The sequence below is a fragment of the Salmonella sp. SAL04157 genome, from assembly GCF_046551635.1.
Taxonomy (GTDB): domain Bacteria; phylum Pseudomonadota; class Gammaproteobacteria; order Enterobacterales; family Enterobacteriaceae; genus Salmonella; species Salmonella enterica.
Window position 1 is genome coordinate 569,983 of sequence record NZ_JBGDVS010000001.1, and the last position, 16,862, is coordinate 586,844.

Here is a 16,862-nt window from a genome sequence, read left to right on the forward strand (position 1 = left end):
GGCCCGGATCGCTACACGCCATCCGGGCACAACGTCGTTAGCGAGTGACTTCCACTTTCGCCAGTTTTTCGTAGTAGCACGCCAGCGCGCTATGGTCGTCATTACCGTGTCCATCCGCGCGTAACGCCTGCATCATTTCCATAACGGCGGCGGTCAGCGGGAGCTGCGCGCCAACGCCGTGGGAGGTATCCAGCGCATTCGCCAGATCTTTAATGTGCAGATCGATACGGAAACCTGGCTTAAAGTTTCTGTCCATGACCATCGGCGCTTTCGCATCCAGTACCGTGCTGCCAGCCAGACCGCCGCGAATCGCCTGATAGACCAGATCCGGGTTGACGCCCGCTTTAGTCGCCAGCGTCAGCGCTTCAGACATGGCGGCGATATTCAACGCCACGATCACCTGGTTAGCCAGTTTTGTGACGTTGCCTGCGCCGATATCGCCGGTATGCACCACGGAACCCGCCATCGCTTTCATCAGGTCGTAGTACTTGTCGAAAATGGCTTTATCGCCCCCCACCATCACCGACAGCGTGCCATCAATCGCCTTCGGCTCGCCGCCGCTGACCGGCGCATCCAACATCTCAACGCCCTTCGCCTTCAGCGCATCGCTGATTTCACGGCTTGCCAGCGGCGCGATAGAACTCATATCAATCAATACGGTTCCCGGCTTCGCGCCTTCGATGATACCGTTCTCGCCCAGCGCAACCTCTTTCACATGCGGAGAGTTAGGCAGCATCGTGATGATGACGTCACACTGTTCAGCGATCGCCTTCGCCGTAGAGGCCGTTTCCGCGCCTGCGGCAATGACGTCGGCAATCGCTTCAGGATTACGATCGGACACCACCAGCGAATACCCTGCTTTCAGTAAGTTTTTGCTCATGGGCTTACCCATGATGCCTAAGCCAATAAAGCCAACTTTCATCGTCATAGCGTTCTCTCTTTCCATACCAGGATTATTTTTTAAAGGTGTCGGCAAGCTTCTGCGTGCTGGCGCGGAATGCGCCTAAATCGCTGCCAACGGCGACAAAGGTCGCGCCCCATTCCAGATAACGGCGGGCATCCGCGTCTACCGGCGCCAGAATGCCGCACGGTTTACCGTGCGCTTTAGCGCGGGCGAAAATATGTTGAATCGTCTGCTGCACGTCAGGGTGAGAAGCATTGCCGAGATGACCCAGCGCGGCGGCCAGATCGCTTGGGCCAACAAAAATGCCATCAACGCCTTCCGTTGCGGCGATGGCATCAACATTGTCGACACCCAACTGGCTTTCGATTTGAACAATAATGGTGATGTTTTTGTTTGACTGCGCAAAGTAATCAGGCACCGTGCCGAACATATTCGCGCGGTGAGAAACGGAGACGCCGCGAATGCCTTCCGGCGGGTAACGCGTCGAGGCGACGGCGCGAGCCGCTTCCTCTTGCGTTTCAACAAAGGGGATCAGGAAGTTATAAAACCCAATATCCAGCATCCGTTTGATAATGACCGGTTCATTGGTTGGCACACGTACTACAGGCGCGCTGGCGCTGCCTTTCAATGCCATTAGCTGCGGAATTAAGGTGGTCACATCGTTCGGCGCATGTTCGCCATCCAGCACCAGCCAGTCAAATCCCGCCAGACCGAGAACTTCGGTGGTGATTGGGCTTGCCAGTGCAGACCAGCAGCCAATCTGCACCTGTTGCGCCGCCAGCGCCGCTTTAAACTTATTAGGGAAAATAGCGTTATTCATCGCTTATACCTTCGCTTATTTCTTTAATTCTCTACATGTGATGCCGCCACCATAACTTATAGCAACGACAATAAAATGCTTATCTGAAATCAGAATGGATCTCCACATTCTATTTCTAATGTGGTACACATCCTGTAGCACAATATACCGTTCTGATATCTTTAGCGTCTTTTATTATTATCATGGTATTTTCAAATAACTCGTCAGATACACTGAATTCGCCATTCAGTATAAACAGCCTATGGCGGATAATCATTGTGCAAACGCTCATTAAAAAGGGATTATTTAACGCTTATTTTTGAGCATACGCCCATGATACTGGGCGCTAATGCACACATTTACGCTTTACCCGGCCTACATAAAAAATTTCATAATTTGCGGTGATCTGGATCACATTCTTATATTTATACTCCTGTCATTCTTATTTCATTATGCATGAACTTTATTTCTTATATTGAGATTTAACGATTTAACCATAACCAAAATAGATAATCCTATTTCTATCATCCAGGCTGGAGAATGTTGAACAATGGCCAATATCGAAATTCGCCAGGAATCGCCATCGGCGTTTTATATAAAAGTACATGAAACCGATAATGTCGCAATTATTGTTAATGACCACGGTCTTAAAGCCGGAACACGTTTTCCGGATGGCCTGGAACTGACTGAACATATTCCGCAAGGCCATAAAGTCGCTCTGACGGATATCCCCGCTCACGGCGAAATCATCCGTTATGGCGAAGTCATCGGTTATGCGGTACGCGACATCCCGCGCGGAAGCTGGATCGACGAGTCGCTGGTTGAACTGCCAAAAGCGCCGCCGCTGAATACGCTACCGTTGGCGACCAAAGTACCGGAACCGCTGCCGCCGCTGGAAGGCTACACGTTTGAGGGCTATCGTAACGCCGATGGCAGCGTCGGCACCAAAAATCTGCTTGGCATTACCACCAGCGTGCACTGTGTGGCGGGCGTGGTCGATTATGTGGTGAAAGTGATTGAGCGCGATCTCCTGCCCAAATACCCGAATGTCGATGGCGTTGTAGGGCTAAACCATCTGTACGGCTGCGGCGTGGCAATCAACGCGCCGGCGGCGGTCGTGCCGATTCGCACGATTCATAATATCGCGCTCAACCCCAATTTTGGCGGCGAAGTGATGGTGATTGGCCTCGGTTGCGAAAAACTGCAGCCGGAACGGCTGCTGGAAGGCACCGAGGATGTTCCCGCCATCGCCGTTGAAAGCGCCAGTATTGTGCGTTTACAGGACGAGCAGCATGTCGGCTTTAAATCAATGGTCGACGATATTTTGCGGGTCGCCGAACGCCATCTGACGAAACTGAACCAGCGCCAGCGCGAAACCTGCCCGGCCTCCGAGCTGGTCGTCGGGATGCAGTGTGGCGGCAGCGATGCGTTTTCCGGCGTCACGGCAAACCCGGCGGTGGGTTATGCTTCCGATCTGTTGGTACGCTGCGGCGCGACCGTCATGTTCTCGGAGGTCACCGAAGTGCGCGATGCCATTCATCTTCTGACGCCGCGCGCCATCAACGAAGCCGTGGGTAAACGCCTGCTGGATGAAATGGCCTGGTACGATAACTATCTTGATATGGGGAAAACCGATCGCAGCGCTAACCCGTCCCCTGGCAACAAAAAAGGCGGCCTGGCGAACGTCGTGGAAAAAGCGTTGGGCTCTATCGCTAAATCGGGTAAGAGCGCCATTGTCGAAGTATTATCGCCGGGCCAGCGCCCCACCAAACGCGGCCTGATTTACGCCGCGACGCCCGCCAGCGATTTCGTCTGCGGCACGCAGCAGGTCGCTTCCGGCATTACCGTACAGGTCTTTACCACCGGACGCGGCACGCCTTACGGGCTGATGGCGGTGCCGGTCATTAAAATGGCGACGCGTACCGAGCTGGCGAACCGTTGGTATGACTTAATGGATATCAATGCAGGCACCATCGCCACGGGTGAAGAGACAATCGAAGATGTGGGCTGGAAGCTGTTTCACTTTATTCTCGATGTCGCCAGCGGCCGGAAAAAGACTTTCTCGGACCAGTGGGGATTGCATAACCAGCTGGCAGTGTTTAACCCGGCACCTGTGACCTGATCTATTCTGGAAAGCGCCTCGCAAAACATGGCTTAAGGGCCATGTTTTCATATGTTTGATAAACTGCGCCATGTTCATACCGGATATGGCAAAAACACCCACTCCACCATAAAAGCATTAAAATTCAATAAATTGAAATTCTCTGCCAGGCGCAACATTACGTTTCTCACTAATTTGAGTCGCAGCACATGCAATTTGAGGTATGTCGAATATAACGACAGCCTATTAATCACCTTTACTCAATTCTGCTGCATCATCAATTCTTTAATTTGTGCCAGCGTGGACGTGCCTTCCATCGGCCCACGCGCAGAGATAGCCAGCGATCCTGCGGCATTAGCATGGGCTAAAGCATCGGGTACGGAATATCCCGCAAGAAACAGGCTAACAAAGGTTGCGCCAAAGCAATCGCCAGCGCCTGTAGGATCAACCACCTTCACCGGATACCCAGCCACATGATGTTGTTCGTCTTTTGAATAGTAACTGGCTCCACGGGCGCCACGTTTAATGATGACGTGGGCAATTCCACGCTTGTGAAGCCTTGCGACAATTTTCTCTTCATCGCGGGATTTACTCAGGCCGAAATAATCCAGTTCGCCATCGCTTGGCAGGAAGAAATCCGTGTAATCAAGAATGTATTCAAAGGCCTGCGACATTTCGCGGATCTTTAGCATCTCTTTACGGATATTAGGATCGAAAGAAATTGTGCCACCATTTTCTTTTACAATGCTAATCGCCTTGCGTACGGCATCGATCAAACGAAAGGAAAATAATGACGATCCCATAATATGAAAGTGGCGATATTGTCTGAGTAATGTTTCATCAAGGTGATCGGCACTCAGCAAACCGCACGCACTGTCCGGCATGTTGAAAATAAAATCGCGCTGGGCCTGGCTTCGGTAGCTGACAAAAGCACTGCCTGTTGTGGCGTTCGGCAGTACGGAAATTCCCTGTACATTTACGCCATCGCGCGACAAGCGGGTAATATTCATAACGCCAAAGGCATCGTTGCCAACACAGCTAAACAACAATGAACGAAAACCAAGTTTAGCAACCTGATCGGCAAATATGGCGGGCGCCCCACTGGGATACGGCCCCCAAAATTCTCCCGGAGAGGAAAATCCCTGGTTCTCTTTTTTTGCCAGAAACTCGACGAGCAATTCACCCAATGTTGCGATTGTTATGTTCATGCGTTGTCCTTCATCTTGCCTGATGCAGGGTCGGGTTTATCCAGGTCAGACATTCGTTATTGGTATAACTGTTGGTTAAGCCGTCGGCCAGAAACCGTGAGTGGTACTCAGCGGCGACAATCTGTGGCGTAATAATCGCGCTCAGCGTATTCAGTTTCCCTACCGGATAACGCGCCACATCATGAATCGGACGCTGCGCCACCACGGCAATACTCTGTCCACTAAGGCGCAGGCATTCACTTAGCAAAGCAGCTGCACTTTCGTTTTTCACGTTGAGCGTGCCATCCTCGCTGATATGGTCTACCATCACCAGACAACATGACGGTTGAAATTGTTGCAAAGATTGGATGGCGATTTCGCCCCCCAGCGCCTGGCCACTACGCCCCAGTACACCGCCCAACAACACAATTTCACCATCGATATAATCACGGGCCGGCGCAACATGGCTAAGATCGTTGATGATAAGGCACAGATCCCGATAATCGCCCAGGAAAGGAAGCGCTTTACGCAACACCTCTCCGGCCCCCAGAAACACGGTATCGTCGTCGCAGACCAGACGGGCAACCTGCTTAGCCAGTTCCAGCTCTACGCTATGCTCTAACGCCTGCGACTGCACCACTTCATGGCTTACCGCTGCTCTGACGGGTTGGGCCGTGTAAATCGCTCCGCCAAAGGAGCGTTTCAGATAGCCTTGTTGCTCCAGGTAATTGAGATCATTACGGATCGTTACCCCTGAAACCGATAACATTTCAGCCAAATCGTCTACTTTTATTTCGCCGTTTTTACGGACGATTTCGGCAATGTCCAGACGCCTTTTCAACAGGCTGGTAGATGGTTTTGCCACAACATACCCTTTTTTTCCGCTTCGTCGGGAAGTTATCCCGTGCTTTAACTTTCATTTTTAAACTTCTGACAGGGGATGTCAATTTTGCACCACGTCACCGAATGCTCAATGGAAAACATAACAATAAAATCAATTAATTATAGAATTTTCACGTCTCCTATTTACTTACAAAACAAAATTTAAATCCACATTTTTGCTTTCATTTAAGAAAAATTATCCTGCTTTTGTGTCGATGATCACAATCATGTGTGGCAATGATCGTTACATTACTTTCAAAACGAAGGTTATTTTTATTTTAAACTTTAATTTCGAAAGTTATAAACGGAGACCACTATGTTCATTATTTCCAGTAAAAATATGCTCCAGAAGGCCCAGCATGCAGGCTATGCCGTGCCAGCCTTTAACATCCATAACCTGGAAACCTTGCAGGTGGTGGTAGAAACCGCCGCAGAAATGCGCTCACCGCTGATCGTTGCCGGAACACCAGGCACGTTTAGCTATGCCGGAATGGGTAACATTGTGGCGATCGCGGGCGATCTGGCTCGTGAATACAATCTGCCACTGGCCATTCATCTGGATCATCATGAATCGTTAGCCGATATCGAAAGCAAAGTTATGGCAGGGATCCGTTCAGTCATGATCGATGGTTCCCACTTTCCCTTTGAAGAGAATGTGGCGCTGGTGAAAAGCGTGGTCGATTTTTGCCATCGCTACGACACCAGCGTGGAGGCAGAACTGGGCCGCCTTGGTGGGATCGAAGATGATTTAGTGGTAGACAGCAAAGATGCCCTTTACACCAATCCACAGCAAGCACGTGAGTTTGTGGCGCGCACCGGCATTGATTCGCTGGCGGTTGCTATCGGCACGGCACACGGCATGTATGCCGCTGAACCTAAACTTGATTTTGAGCGACTGGCAGAAATACGCGCTCTGGTGGATATCCCTCTGGTATTGCATGGGGCATCTGGTTTGCCGGAAAGCGATATTCGCCAGGCCATCAGCCTTGGGGTATGCAAAGTCAATGTTGCCACCGAACTGAAAATCGCCTTCTCCGACGCCTTAAAAGAGTATTTCCTGCAAAACCCGAAAGCCAATGATCCCCGCCACTATATGCAACCAGCAAAACAGGCGATGAAAGAGGTGGTACGCAAAGTAATTCATGTTTGCGGCTGTGAAGGGCAACTGTGAGGAATCGCCTGTGATCTACACGCTAACACTTAATAGCGCGATTGATATGAATATATTTAGCGATCCTTTACAGCCAAATATTGTCAATCGCACTCACCACACCGAGTTTTGCCCAAATGGTAAAGGGGTAAATGTTGCGCTGGTTCTGGATCACTTTCAAATACCTGCGCATATATTAGGAATTTTTGGAGGTTTCACCGGGCATTATATTGTAGAAAGCCTGCGTACCCGAAAAATGCCAGTCACACCAGCATGGGTAGAAGAACCCACGCGGATTAATATTTTCATTCATGACGGGCAGCAGGAATATAAACTGATCAACCCTGGCTCATATATTCCAGATGAATGTAAACAACAAATCATCACGATTATTTCTCAACTGCCCGATGCAGAATATCTGGTGATAAGCGGCAGCCTGCCACAAGGTATTGAAAGCCGCTTTTACGCAGAAATTATGCATATTTGTCAGCAAAAAAATATCGGCGTAATTTTAGATATTAGTCATCCGTCATTACGTCAGTTACTGGAGTTCAAACCGTTATTAATTAAACCAAATGATGAAGAGGTTAAAGCAATATTCGGTTTAACTGTCTCTGACGACAATGATGCGAAAAATACTCTTACCACTTTACATGCACTTGGTGCACAAAATGTTCTGCTAACCCTTGGCGCTAAAGGAATGTATTTCTCCAATGGGATTGATTACTGGTTTTGTAGCGCGCCAACAGTTGATTTGGTGAGCTCCGCCTGTGCAGGCGATGCTGCACTGGCCGCCTTTCTCAGCCAGTGGTTATCTACAGGAGAAGTGGAATATGCCTTATCTCTTGCCAGTGCAACAGGAGCTGATGTCGCAAGTTCTGCCGGATTAGGCCAACTTGCGGCAATAGAAACCTTACTTTCGCAAATCCACGTCAGAAAGCTGTAGGTTAAATTACAATTTAAGGTCTGCTTATGAAAAAGATCATTGCAGTGACCGGCTGCCCTACCGGTATTGCGCATACATTTATGGCTGAAGAAGCCTTAAAAAATGCCGCGAAAAAATTATCTGTTGAAATAAAAGTTGAAACCAATGGTGCCAGTGGCGTTGAAAATGCTATTCAACCTGCTGATCTGGTAGATATTGCCGGAGTCATTATTGCGGCGGATAAAGATGTCTTACCTGATCGCTTTAATGGTTTACCGGTTATTGAAGTACCGGTAAAAGAAGCAATCCATCATCCTGCGGAGCTGATTAACAAAGTTATTAATGGTGAAGCCCCAATACGTAAAGGCGAATCAACCACCAGAACGGAAATTATCGAAAAAGAATCGCTTGGGCGACAAATTTATAAACACCTGATGAGTGGTGTTTCAAATATGCTGCCTTTTGTAGTTGCCGGAGGCATATTAATTGCGGTGTCGTTTTTATGGGGGATTTATTCCGCTGATCCTAATTCAGCTGAATACAATGCAACCGCCGCTATGCTAATGAAAATCGGTCAGCAAGCCTTTTCGATTATGGTTCCGGTCTTTACCGCTTATATTGCATTCTCTATTTCTGGCAGACCAGGGATGGTGGCTGGATTTGTCGGCGGCTTACTGGCAAATGCTACCGGCGCAGGATTTCTCGGTGGGATAATTGCCGGATTCGCCGCCGGTTACCTGATGTTATGGGTAAAGAATCGACTCGAAGGCTTACCGCGTCAGTATGAAGGCCTGAAATCGATTTTTATTATGCCGCTCATTGGCGTACTGGTTATTGGCGTGTTGATGTCGCTGCTTGGGCAACCTGTCGCAGCTATCAATAATAGCATGATGAACTGGCTGGCATCTCTACAGGAAGCGAATCCAATATTGCTGGGTATTGTGGTGGGTGCAATGTGCTCCTTTGACTTTGGCGGCCCGGTAAACAAAGCCGCTTATGTCACCGGCACGCTTTTACTGGGCCAGGGCAACTTCTACTTTATGGCTGGTGTGTCTGCCGCATGTATTACTCCACCACTGGTAATTGCTCTGGCGACCACCTTCTTTCCAAAAGGTTTTAGCGAGGAAGAACGTGCCGCAGGCATGGTTAACTATATCCTCGGTTGTACACACATCACTGAAGGCGCGATTCCTTTCGCAGCGAAAGATCCTTTGCGTGTCATCCCGATGATGATGATTGCTTCCAGCATTTCCGCGGTACTTAGCTACAGCTTGCGTATTCAGGTTCCGGCTCCTCACGGCGGCTTCTTAATTTTACCTTTGGTGAGTCAGCCGCTGGCCTGGGTGTTATGTATCCTTGCGGGCTCTGCATGTGGTGCGGTGATGCTTGGCCTATGGAGATTGTGGGCTGTGCGCAAAAATTCAGTCAACACAACTCCTGTAGTAAAGGCTGGAGGTCAGAATGCAGCTCTGTGAACACGATATTTTTGTCAGCGATGAGCGCCTCGATAAAGTCACCGCTCTGCACCGTGTGGTGGAAAAGTTATCTGCGGCTGGCAATACCACGCCTGACTATTTACGCGGCATGTTGGATCGCGAAGCACAGATTTCCACTTATCTGGGCAATGGAATCGCGATCCCACACGGTACGCCAGAGTCTCGCGATGCGGTATTACAAACCGGTGTAAAGGTAATCGTTTTTCGCTACGGCGTTGACTGGGGTGACGGCAACACCGCGTATCTGGTCACCGGAATTGCCGCGCGCTCCAATGAACATCTTGAGATTTTGCGCCAACTGACTCGCGTGCTCAGCGATGACGCTATTCCGCAAGCATTGGCTAAAGCCGAATCCCCCAGTCAGGTTTTAACGCTACTGACTGGATCGACGACCAATACGCCAGCAGCCGTGGAGTTGCAGGAGGGTGAGCAGGCAACGTTTGTCATCCATAATCCGCATGGTTTACATGCCAGACCCAGTGCGGTGCTGGTGAAGTTTATCAAACAGTTTCAAAGCCACATTACGGTAGAAAATCTGGATAACGCCTCCGGCCCGGTGGACGGGAAAAACCTGATGCGGGTGGTGTCGCTCGGCGCGAAAAAGGGGCATCGCTTGTTGTTCCGGGCGCAGGGCGAAGATGCACAGCAGGCACTACGTGAAATCGAGGAGCTTATCGCCTCTGGTGCAGGCGAGATGATCACCGTTCCCGTTACCCCACCACCAGAAGTCATGCAGCCAAAGCGCAGTTGGCTATCTCGATTGTTTAATTAGCCTTCGTTTGTTCCTCCGTGCCCGCTCCGGCGGGTACGGTTTTTCATGACAAAGTGAAATCACAGACATTACATACCCTTTCGTCATCTTACATTTTCTTTCGCAACTTTCATTTATCAGATCAAAATCACAAAACAACATTACGAAAGCCTATAAATTCTTTCGAAGAAGATAAACGAAAGAATTCGGAGATAAAAGAGAAAGGAATAATTGCTCGTCATAAAGCAGGAGAACATCTGGGCATCTGTTCAGTTTGTTCTGCTCATCCCCTGGTTATCGAATCAGCTCTGCTTTTCGATCTCAACACTGACAACAAAGTATTGATTGAAGCCACATCCAATCAGGTGAATCAGTTTGGCGGTTATACCGGCATGAAACCGGCTGACTTTCGTGATTTTGTCTATGGCATCGCCCAGGAAGTGGGATTTCCACGTGAGCGGTTGATTCTTGGTGGCGATCATTTAGGGCCTAACTGCTGGCAGAACGAACCGGCAGATACGGCGATGGAAAAATCTGTCGAACTCATTAAGGCTTACGTCGCTGCCGGGTTTAGCAAAATCCATCTTGATGCCTCTATGTCCTGCGCTGACGACCCGACGCCGCTGGACCCAATGGTTGTCGCTAAACGCGCCGCCCTGCTTTGCCAGGCAGCGGAAACGACGGCGACCGACGAACAAAAACGCCATTTAACCTATGTTATCGGCACTGAAGTTCCGGTTCCTGGCGGGGAAGCCAGCGCCATTAACGCCGTGCATGTTACCCGCGAACAGGATGCGGCCCGCACGCTGCAAACGCATCAGGCTGCTTTTCGCGCCCTGGGGCTGGATGAGGCATTGAACCGGGTTATCGCGATTGTCGTACAGCCGGGCGTAGAATTTGATCATACACAGATTATCCACTATCAACCGCAGGCCGCTAAAGCGCTTTCCGACTGGATAAAAGAAACGCCGATGGTCTATGAAGCGCATTCGACTGATTATCAGACGCGACAGGCCTACCGCGCCCTCGTTCGCGATCATTACGCCATTCTGAAGGTCGGCCCGGCGCTCACTTTCGCGCTGCGCGAAGCCATTTTCGCACTTGCGCAAATGGAAAACGAGCTGATCTCCCCGGAACAACGTAGTCGGGTACTGGAGGTCATTGATGAAGTTATGCTAAACGAACCGGGCTACTGGAAAAAATACTACCGTCCAACCTGGAGCCAGGCGATGGTCGACATCCACTTTAGTTTGTCTGACCGTATTCGCTATTACTGGCCGCACCCGCGTATTCGTCAAAGCGTAGAGAAGTTAATCGCCAATCTGAACAACGTCACATTGCCGCTGGGATTAATTAGCCAGTTTATGCCCGTACAGTTTGAACGCCTGTCTGAGGGCGTGCTCACCCCTACGCCGCATAACCTGATTATTGACAAAATTCAGGATGTTCTGCGCGCTTATCGCTTCGGTTGCACGCCGGATGTCGCCTGAATAATGGAGAATTTATGAGCCAACTATTTGTCCGAACCGGAATCACATTCGACTCGAGCCAACAGGCGCTGGCGCACATTGGCAAAGAGATGCTGGCGAAAGGCGTGGTACATGATAGTTATCCGCAGGCGCTGGTGGAACGTGAAGCGTCTTTTCCTACCGGCATTGCGCTGGAGCGTCACGCCGTCGCTATCCCTCATTGCGAGGCGGTTCATGCGAAATCACCCGCTATCTATCTGATTCGTCCAGATAAGCCGGTCATGTTTCAACAGGCGGATGATGACGAAGAGATTGCCGTTTCGTTAATCATCGCCTTAATCGTTGAAAACCCGGCGGCACAGCTAAAACTTCTGCGCCGCCTGTTTAGTGAGCTACAGAACCCGAGCACCCTCGATGCCCTGTTAAGCGCGCCGGATGCCGAACTGGCGATACGCTTTCAGGAAACCATCCTTGAGCCTGAGCAGTGCGCCCAGGTTTGATAATAAATTGATAATAATGAGGAATACCCTATGAAACGTAAAGTAATTGTGGCCTGTGGCGGTGCGGTTGCAACCTCAACGATGGCTGCGGAAGAAATTAAAGAGCTATGTGATGCCAACCATATTGAGCTCGACTTAGTGCAATGTCGGGTCACCGAAATCGAAACCTATATGGACGGAGCCGATCTTATCTGTACCACTGCCAGGGTCGATCGCGCCTTTGGCGATATTCCCGTCGTTCACGGTATGCCTTTTGTTTCCGGCGTGGGTATTGAAGCATTACAGCAAAAAATTCTGTCCATTCTCATGGGGTAACGTATGTTTAGCGAAATAATGCGTTATATCCTCGACTTAGGCCCAACGGTGATGTTGCCCCTGGTGATCATCGTGTTCTCTAAACTGCTGGGAATGAAGCTTGGGGATTGTTTTAAATCGGGTTTGCATATTGGTATCGGCTTCGTGGGTATTGGTCTGGTCATCGGCCTGATGCTGGATTCTATCGGCCCCGCGGCAAAAGCCATGGCGGAACATTTCCAAATCAATCTCCACGTTATTGACGTCGGCTGGCCGGGTTCATCGCCCATGACCTGGGCGTCACAAATCGCGCTGGTCGCGATCCCTGTCGCTATCGGGGTTAACGTCCTGATGCTGGTGACCCGCATGACCCGCGTGGTGAATGTCGATATCTGGAATATCTGGCACATGACCTTTACGGGCGCCATGCTGCATCTGGCGACCGGTTCATACTGGCTGGGGATTCTGGGCGTTGTGGTTCATGCCGCCTTTGTCTACAAACTGGGGGACTGGTTTGCCAAAGATACCCGCGACTATTTTGGCCTCGAGGGGATTGCTATCCCACACGGTTCATCCGCCTACCTGGGCCCCGTGGCGGTGCTCGTTGATACCATCATCGAAAAAATTCCGGGCCTCAATCGTATTCGCTTTAGCGCAGATGATGTTCAGAAACGCTTCGGACCGTTTGGCGAGCCGGTGACTGTCGGCTTCGTGATGGGGCTGGTGATTGGTGTGCTGGCAGGCTACGACGCCAAAGCCGTTCTGCAACTGGCGGTCAAAACCGCAGCGGTGATGCTGCTTATGCCACGCGTCATTAAACCTATTATGGATGGCCTAACGCCTATCGCGAAACATGCGCGTAAACGTCTACAGGCCAAATTTGGCGGGCAGGAGTTCCTGATAGGCCTTGATCCAGCGCTACTGCTCGGTCATACCTCTGTTGTCTCCGCGAGCCTGATATTCATTCCGCTGACCATCCTGATTGCCGTCTTAGTACCGGGGAACCAGGTGCTGCCGTTCGGCGACCTCGCCACCATCGGTTTCTTTATTGCGATGGCGGTCGCGGTACACCAGGGCAACCTGTTCCGCACGCTGATTTCAGGTGTCATTATCATGGGTATCACCCTGTGGATAGCCACGCAGACGATTGGCCTGCATACCCAACTGGCTGCCAATGCCGGAGCGCTAAAAGCCGGCGGACAAGTCGCCTCGCTGGATCAGGGCGGTTCCCCCATCACCTGGCTGCTGATTCAACTTTTTACCTGGCAGAATATCGTCGGCTTCGCCGTCATTGCCATTATCTATCTGGCCGGCGTACTGCTGACCTGGCGTCGCGCCCGACAGTTTGTTGCGGCTGAGAAAGCCACGGCGCTACAGCAAAATCAAATCGCCTCTTAATTTTAGGGGAGCAATCGCTCCCCTCACCTTCCTGGAGAATGTTATGAAATCAGTGGTTATTCACGCTGAGGGAGACGTGCGCGTTGAAGAACGCCCCTTACCACAACTGCAAGCCGAGGACGATGTGTTGGTCAAAGTCGTTAGCTCAGGGCTTTGCGGATCGGATATCCCGCGTATTTTCGCGCAGGGCGCCCATTATTATCCTATTACGTTAGGTCATGAATTCAGCGGCTACGTTGAATCCTACGGCACAGGCGTAACGGATATGCAGCCTGGCGATGCCGTCGCTTGTGTCCCGCTTCTTCCCTGCTTTCACTGTCCGCAATGCGAACGCGGTTACTTTTCTTTATGCAAACAGTATCAGTTTGTAGGATCGCGCAGCGAAGGCGGTAATGCGGAATATGTGGTGGTCAAACGGACCAATCTTTTCCGCTTGCCGTCTGATATGCCGATTGAAGATGGCGCGTTTATCGAACCGATTACCGTGGGCTTACACGCCTTTCATCTGGCGCAGGGCTGCGAGGGGAAAAACGTAATTATCGTTGGTGCCGGGACAATTGGCCTGCTGGCCTTACAGTGCGCGCGGGAACTGGGCGCGCGAAGCGTAACGGCGATTGATATCAATCCGCAGAAACTGGAACTGGCGAAAGCGCTCGGCGCAACGCATACCTGTAATAGCCGGGAAATGACCGCCGACGACATCCAGACCGCGTTGTCCGACATTCAGTTTGATCAACTGGTTCTCGAAACGGCAGGAACTCCCCAGACCGTCTCGCTGGCTATCGATATCGCCGGGCCGCGCGCGCAACTGGCGCTGGTGGGGACGTTACATCACGATCTCACCCTGACAACGCGTACATTCGGGCTAATTTTGCGTAAAGAGCTCACGCTCCTCGGCAGTTGGATGAACTACTCCGCGCCATGGCCAGGAGAAGAATGGGAAACCGCAGCGCGCCTGTTGGCTGAAAAACGTCTTCAACTGACCCCTCTCATTGCCCATCGCGGCGATGCGGAAAGCTTTGCAGAAGCAGTCAAAGCGCTTAATGGCGCGCCCATGCAGGGCAAAATCCTACTTCAACTTTCCTGATGGTACGAGCCAGCAACCTGCGCTGGCTCACATTTCCTTTCGAAATTTAGCGTTCACCTTTCGCAATCCTTCGTTTAAACTAGTTACAGTTAATTATCAGGCAAATCAATATGAACTCATTTGAGCGAAGAAATAAAATTGTCGACCTGATTAATACGCAAGGCAGCGTGCTGGTGATGGACCTTTCAAATACCTTTGGTATTTCTGAAGTGACTATCCGTGCTGACCTGCGTCTGCTGGAAGAGAAAGGCCTTGTCACCCGTTTTCATGGCGGCGCGGCAAAACCGGGAAGTCATCTGGCGGAAGGCGACAATCAGGAAGTCATTCTGGAAGATCGGTATCAACTCGCCAGCGATCCGAAAAAGCGGATTGCCCAGGCGGCTGCGGCAATGGTTGAAGAAGGAATGACCATCATTCTGGATAGCGGGAGCACAACATTACTGATTGCGGAAGCGCTCGCGCGAAAAAGCAATATTACGGTGATCACTAACAGCTTGCCTGCCGCTTTTACGCTATCAGAAAATAAAGATCTCACGCTGGTGGTCTGCGGCGGTACGGTACGGCATAAAACCCACTCAATGCACGGCACGATTGCGGAACGATCGCTACACGGCATCAGCGCCGATGTCATGTTTGTCGGGGCGGATGGCATTGATGCGACAAACGGTATTACCACGTTTAACGAAGGTTATTCCATTAGCGGCGTCATGGCGGCGGCGGCACACAAAGTTATCGCGGTACTGGACGCGACCAAATTTAACCGTCGCGGCTTTAACCAGGTATTGCCGATGGACAAGATCGATTGTGTGATAACCGATGACACCATCAGCAAACAGGATAAAGCGGCATTAGCGAAAACAGGCGTGGAACTAATGATCGTCTAAAAAGGAGTCGGTTATGCGTTGCTGATCGCGAGAGTAAGCCCGAAGGAAAGGCCCGGCCCGCTATCACCGCCCAATGCCCCCATCACTTTACCCACATCAATCACCTGATTGAGTATTAACGCGATGGCGATAAAAGGCGGTTCCCGGGCGCTCGCTTTTACTCTTCCTGCTGCCCCAGCGCATATTTATACAGCGCATTTTTCTTCACGCTGTGAATTTCTGCTGCCAGCGCCGCCGCTTTTTTCAGCGGCAGTTCTGCCTGTAGCAGCGCCAGCGTGCGCAGCGCGTCGGCGGGCAGGTCGTCTTCTTGCGCTTTATGCCCTTCGACAATCAGCACCATTTCGCCTTTGCGACGGTTTTCATCTTCTTTGACCCACGCCAGCAGCTCGCCGACCGGCGCGCCGTGAATGGTTTCCCAGGTTTTGGTCAGCTCACGCGCCAGCACCACATAGCGGGATTCTCCCAATACCGCGACGATATCTTCCAGGCTATCTAACAGGCGGTGGGTTGACTCATAAAAAATCAGCGTTCGCGGCTCCGCTTCAATGGCTTTTAGCGCATCACGGCGGCCTTTGGATTTCGCCGGTAAAAAGCCTTTATAGCAGAAACGGTCGGATGGCAGGCCAGCGGCGCTCAGGGCGGCAATCGCCGCACACGGCCCCGGTAGCGGCACCACGCGAATCCCCGCTTCACGGCAGGTACGTACCAGGTGATAGCCGGGGTCATTAATTAGCGGCGTACCGGCGTCGGAAACCAGCGCAATGTTCTGCCCTTCTTTTAGCTTCGCGACCAGCGTTTCCGCTTTTTGTTGTTCGTTATGGTCGTGCAGCGCAAACAACCGGGCATTAATCCCAAAATGTTGCAGCAATAAACCGGTATGACGAGTGTCTTCAGCGGCAATTAAATCAACGGCTTGTAAAACTTCCAGCGCGCGTTGAGTAATATCAGCCAAATTCCCGATAGGAGTAGGTACAATAAAGAGTTGGCCCTGAGAATTATCCGCCGATTCGTTTTGTTTCATTGTGTCGTCCGTAT

The 16,862-nt window shown here is 51.0% G+C and carries 16 protein-coding genes; 11 read left to right on the plus strand and 5 right to left on the minus strand.

Annotation, left to right across the window (positions count from 1 at the left end; genetic code table 11):
- Positions 1-37 precede the first annotated feature (37 nt).
- The gene (gene garR, locus ACLJRE_RS02780) at positions 38-928 is read right to left on the minus strand and encodes a 2-hydroxy-3-oxopropionate reductase (protein WP_000178106.1); all 891 of its coding nucleotides are present in this window, start codon (positions 926-928) and stop codon (positions 38-40) included.
- A 25-nt stretch (positions 929-953) separates the two neighbouring features.
- On the minus strand, positions 954-1,724 hold the full coding sequence (gene garL, locus ACLJRE_RS02785) for a 2-dehydro-3-deoxyglucarate aldolase (RefSeq protein ID WP_023212276.1): 771 nt from the start codon (positions 1,722-1,724) through the stop codon (positions 954-956).
- A gap of 529 nt (positions 1,725-2,253) precedes the next feature.
- On the opposite strand from garL, the gene garD reads away from it, so the two are divergent.
- Positions 2,254-3,825, plus strand: a complete 1,572-nt coding sequence (garD, locus tag ACLJRE_RS02790; RefSeq protein ID WP_001273723.1) for a galactarate dehydratase — start codon at positions 2,254-2,256, stop codon at positions 3,823-3,825.
- 239 nt (positions 3,826-4,064) lie between these two features.
- On the opposite strand, the gene ACLJRE_RS02795 is transcribed toward garD, so the two are convergent.
- Positions 4,065-5,012 carry a sugar kinase gene (locus ACLJRE_RS02795; protein ID WP_001027806.1) on the minus strand — a complete coding sequence of 316 codons (948 nt, stop codon included), beginning with the start codon at positions 5,010-5,012 and terminating at the stop codon, positions 4,065-4,067.
- A 10-nt stretch (positions 5,013-5,022) separates the two neighbouring features.
- Positions 5,023-5,856, minus strand: coding sequence for a DeoR/GlpR family DNA-binding transcription regulator (locus ACLJRE_RS02800; RefSeq protein ID WP_001118368.1), 834 nt, complete (start codon positions 5,854-5,856; stop codon positions 5,023-5,025).
- A gap of 333 nt (positions 5,857-6,189) precedes the next feature.
- On the opposite strand from ACLJRE_RS02800, the gene ACLJRE_RS02805 reads away from it, so the two are divergent.
- From ACLJRE_RS02805 to ACLJRE_RS02850, 10 genes are all read left to right on the plus strand, one after another.
- Positions 6,190-7,044 carry a tagatose bisphosphate family class II aldolase gene (locus tag ACLJRE_RS02805; RefSeq protein ID WP_000469985.1) on the plus strand — a complete coding sequence of 285 codons (855 nt, stop codon included), beginning with the start codon at positions 6,190-6,192 and terminating at the stop codon, positions 7,042-7,044.
- Between the two features lie 10 nt (positions 7,045-7,054).
- Entirely contained in the window at positions 7,055-7,969 is a 915-nt protein-coding gene (gene pfkB, locus ACLJRE_RS02810) for a 1-phosphofructokinase (protein ID WP_000640685.1), read from the plus strand.
- A 26-nt stretch (positions 7,970-7,995) separates the two neighbouring features.
- The gene (locus tag ACLJRE_RS02815) at positions 7,996-9,423 is read left to right on the plus strand and encodes a PTS fructose transporter subunit IIC (protein ID WP_000719914.1); all 1,428 of its coding nucleotides are present in this window, start codon (positions 7,996-7,998) and stop codon (positions 9,421-9,423) included.
- Entirely contained in the window at positions 9,410-10,216 is an 807-nt protein-coding gene (locus tag ACLJRE_RS02820) for an HPr family phosphocarrier protein (protein WP_001175244.1), read from the plus strand. Before ACLJRE_RS02815 ends, ACLJRE_RS02820 begins: the two co-directional genes overlap by 14 nt.
- Before the next feature lie 191 nt (positions 10,217-10,407).
- The gene (gene gatZ / locus ACLJRE_RS02825; RefSeq protein ID WP_058109002.1) at positions 10,408-11,685 is read left to right on the plus strand and encodes a tagatose-bisphosphate aldolase subunit GatZ; all 1,278 of its coding nucleotides are present in this window, start codon (positions 10,408-10,410) and stop codon (positions 11,683-11,685) included.
- A gap of 14 nt (positions 11,686-11,699) precedes the next feature.
- Positions 11,700-12,164, plus strand: a complete 465-nt coding sequence (gatA, locus tag ACLJRE_RS02830) for a PTS galactitol transporter subunit IIA (protein WP_000080444.1) — start codon at positions 11,700-11,702, stop codon at positions 12,162-12,164.
- Between the two features lie 30 nt (positions 12,165-12,194).
- Positions 12,195-12,479 (plus strand): PTS galactitol transporter subunit IIB, encoded by a 285-nt coding sequence (gene gatB, locus ACLJRE_RS02835; protein WP_000824293.1) that lies wholly within the window; start codon positions 12,195-12,197, stop codon positions 12,477-12,479.
- Positions 12,480-12,482: 3 nt separating this feature from the next.
- Positions 12,483-13,856, plus strand: coding sequence for a galactitol-specific PTS transporter subunit IIC (locus tag ACLJRE_RS02840; RefSeq protein WP_023212278.1), 1,374 nt, complete (start codon positions 12,483-12,485; stop codon positions 13,854-13,856).
- Between the two features lie 43 nt (positions 13,857-13,899).
- Complete coding sequence (gene gatD, locus ACLJRE_RS02845; RefSeq protein ID WP_023212279.1) at positions 13,900-14,943, plus strand: galactitol-1-phosphate 5-dehydrogenase; 1,044 nt, start codon at positions 13,900-13,902, stop codon at positions 14,941-14,943.
- A gap of 110 nt (positions 14,944-15,053) precedes the next feature.
- A complete protein-coding gene (locus ACLJRE_RS02850; protein ID WP_001083899.1) occupies positions 15,054-15,827 on the plus strand; it encodes a DeoR/GlpR family DNA-binding transcription regulator in 774 nt (257 codons plus the stop codon).
- Between the two features lie 157 nt (positions 15,828-15,984).
- Here ACLJRE_RS02850 and rsmI read toward each other — a convergent pair whose 3' ends face one another.
- Entirely contained in the window at positions 15,985-16,848 is an 864-nt protein-coding gene (gene rsmI / locus ACLJRE_RS02855) for a 16S rRNA (cytidine(1402)-2'-O)-methyltransferase (RefSeq protein ID WP_410957307.1), read from the minus strand.
- Positions 16,849-16,862 lie beyond the last annotated feature (14 nt).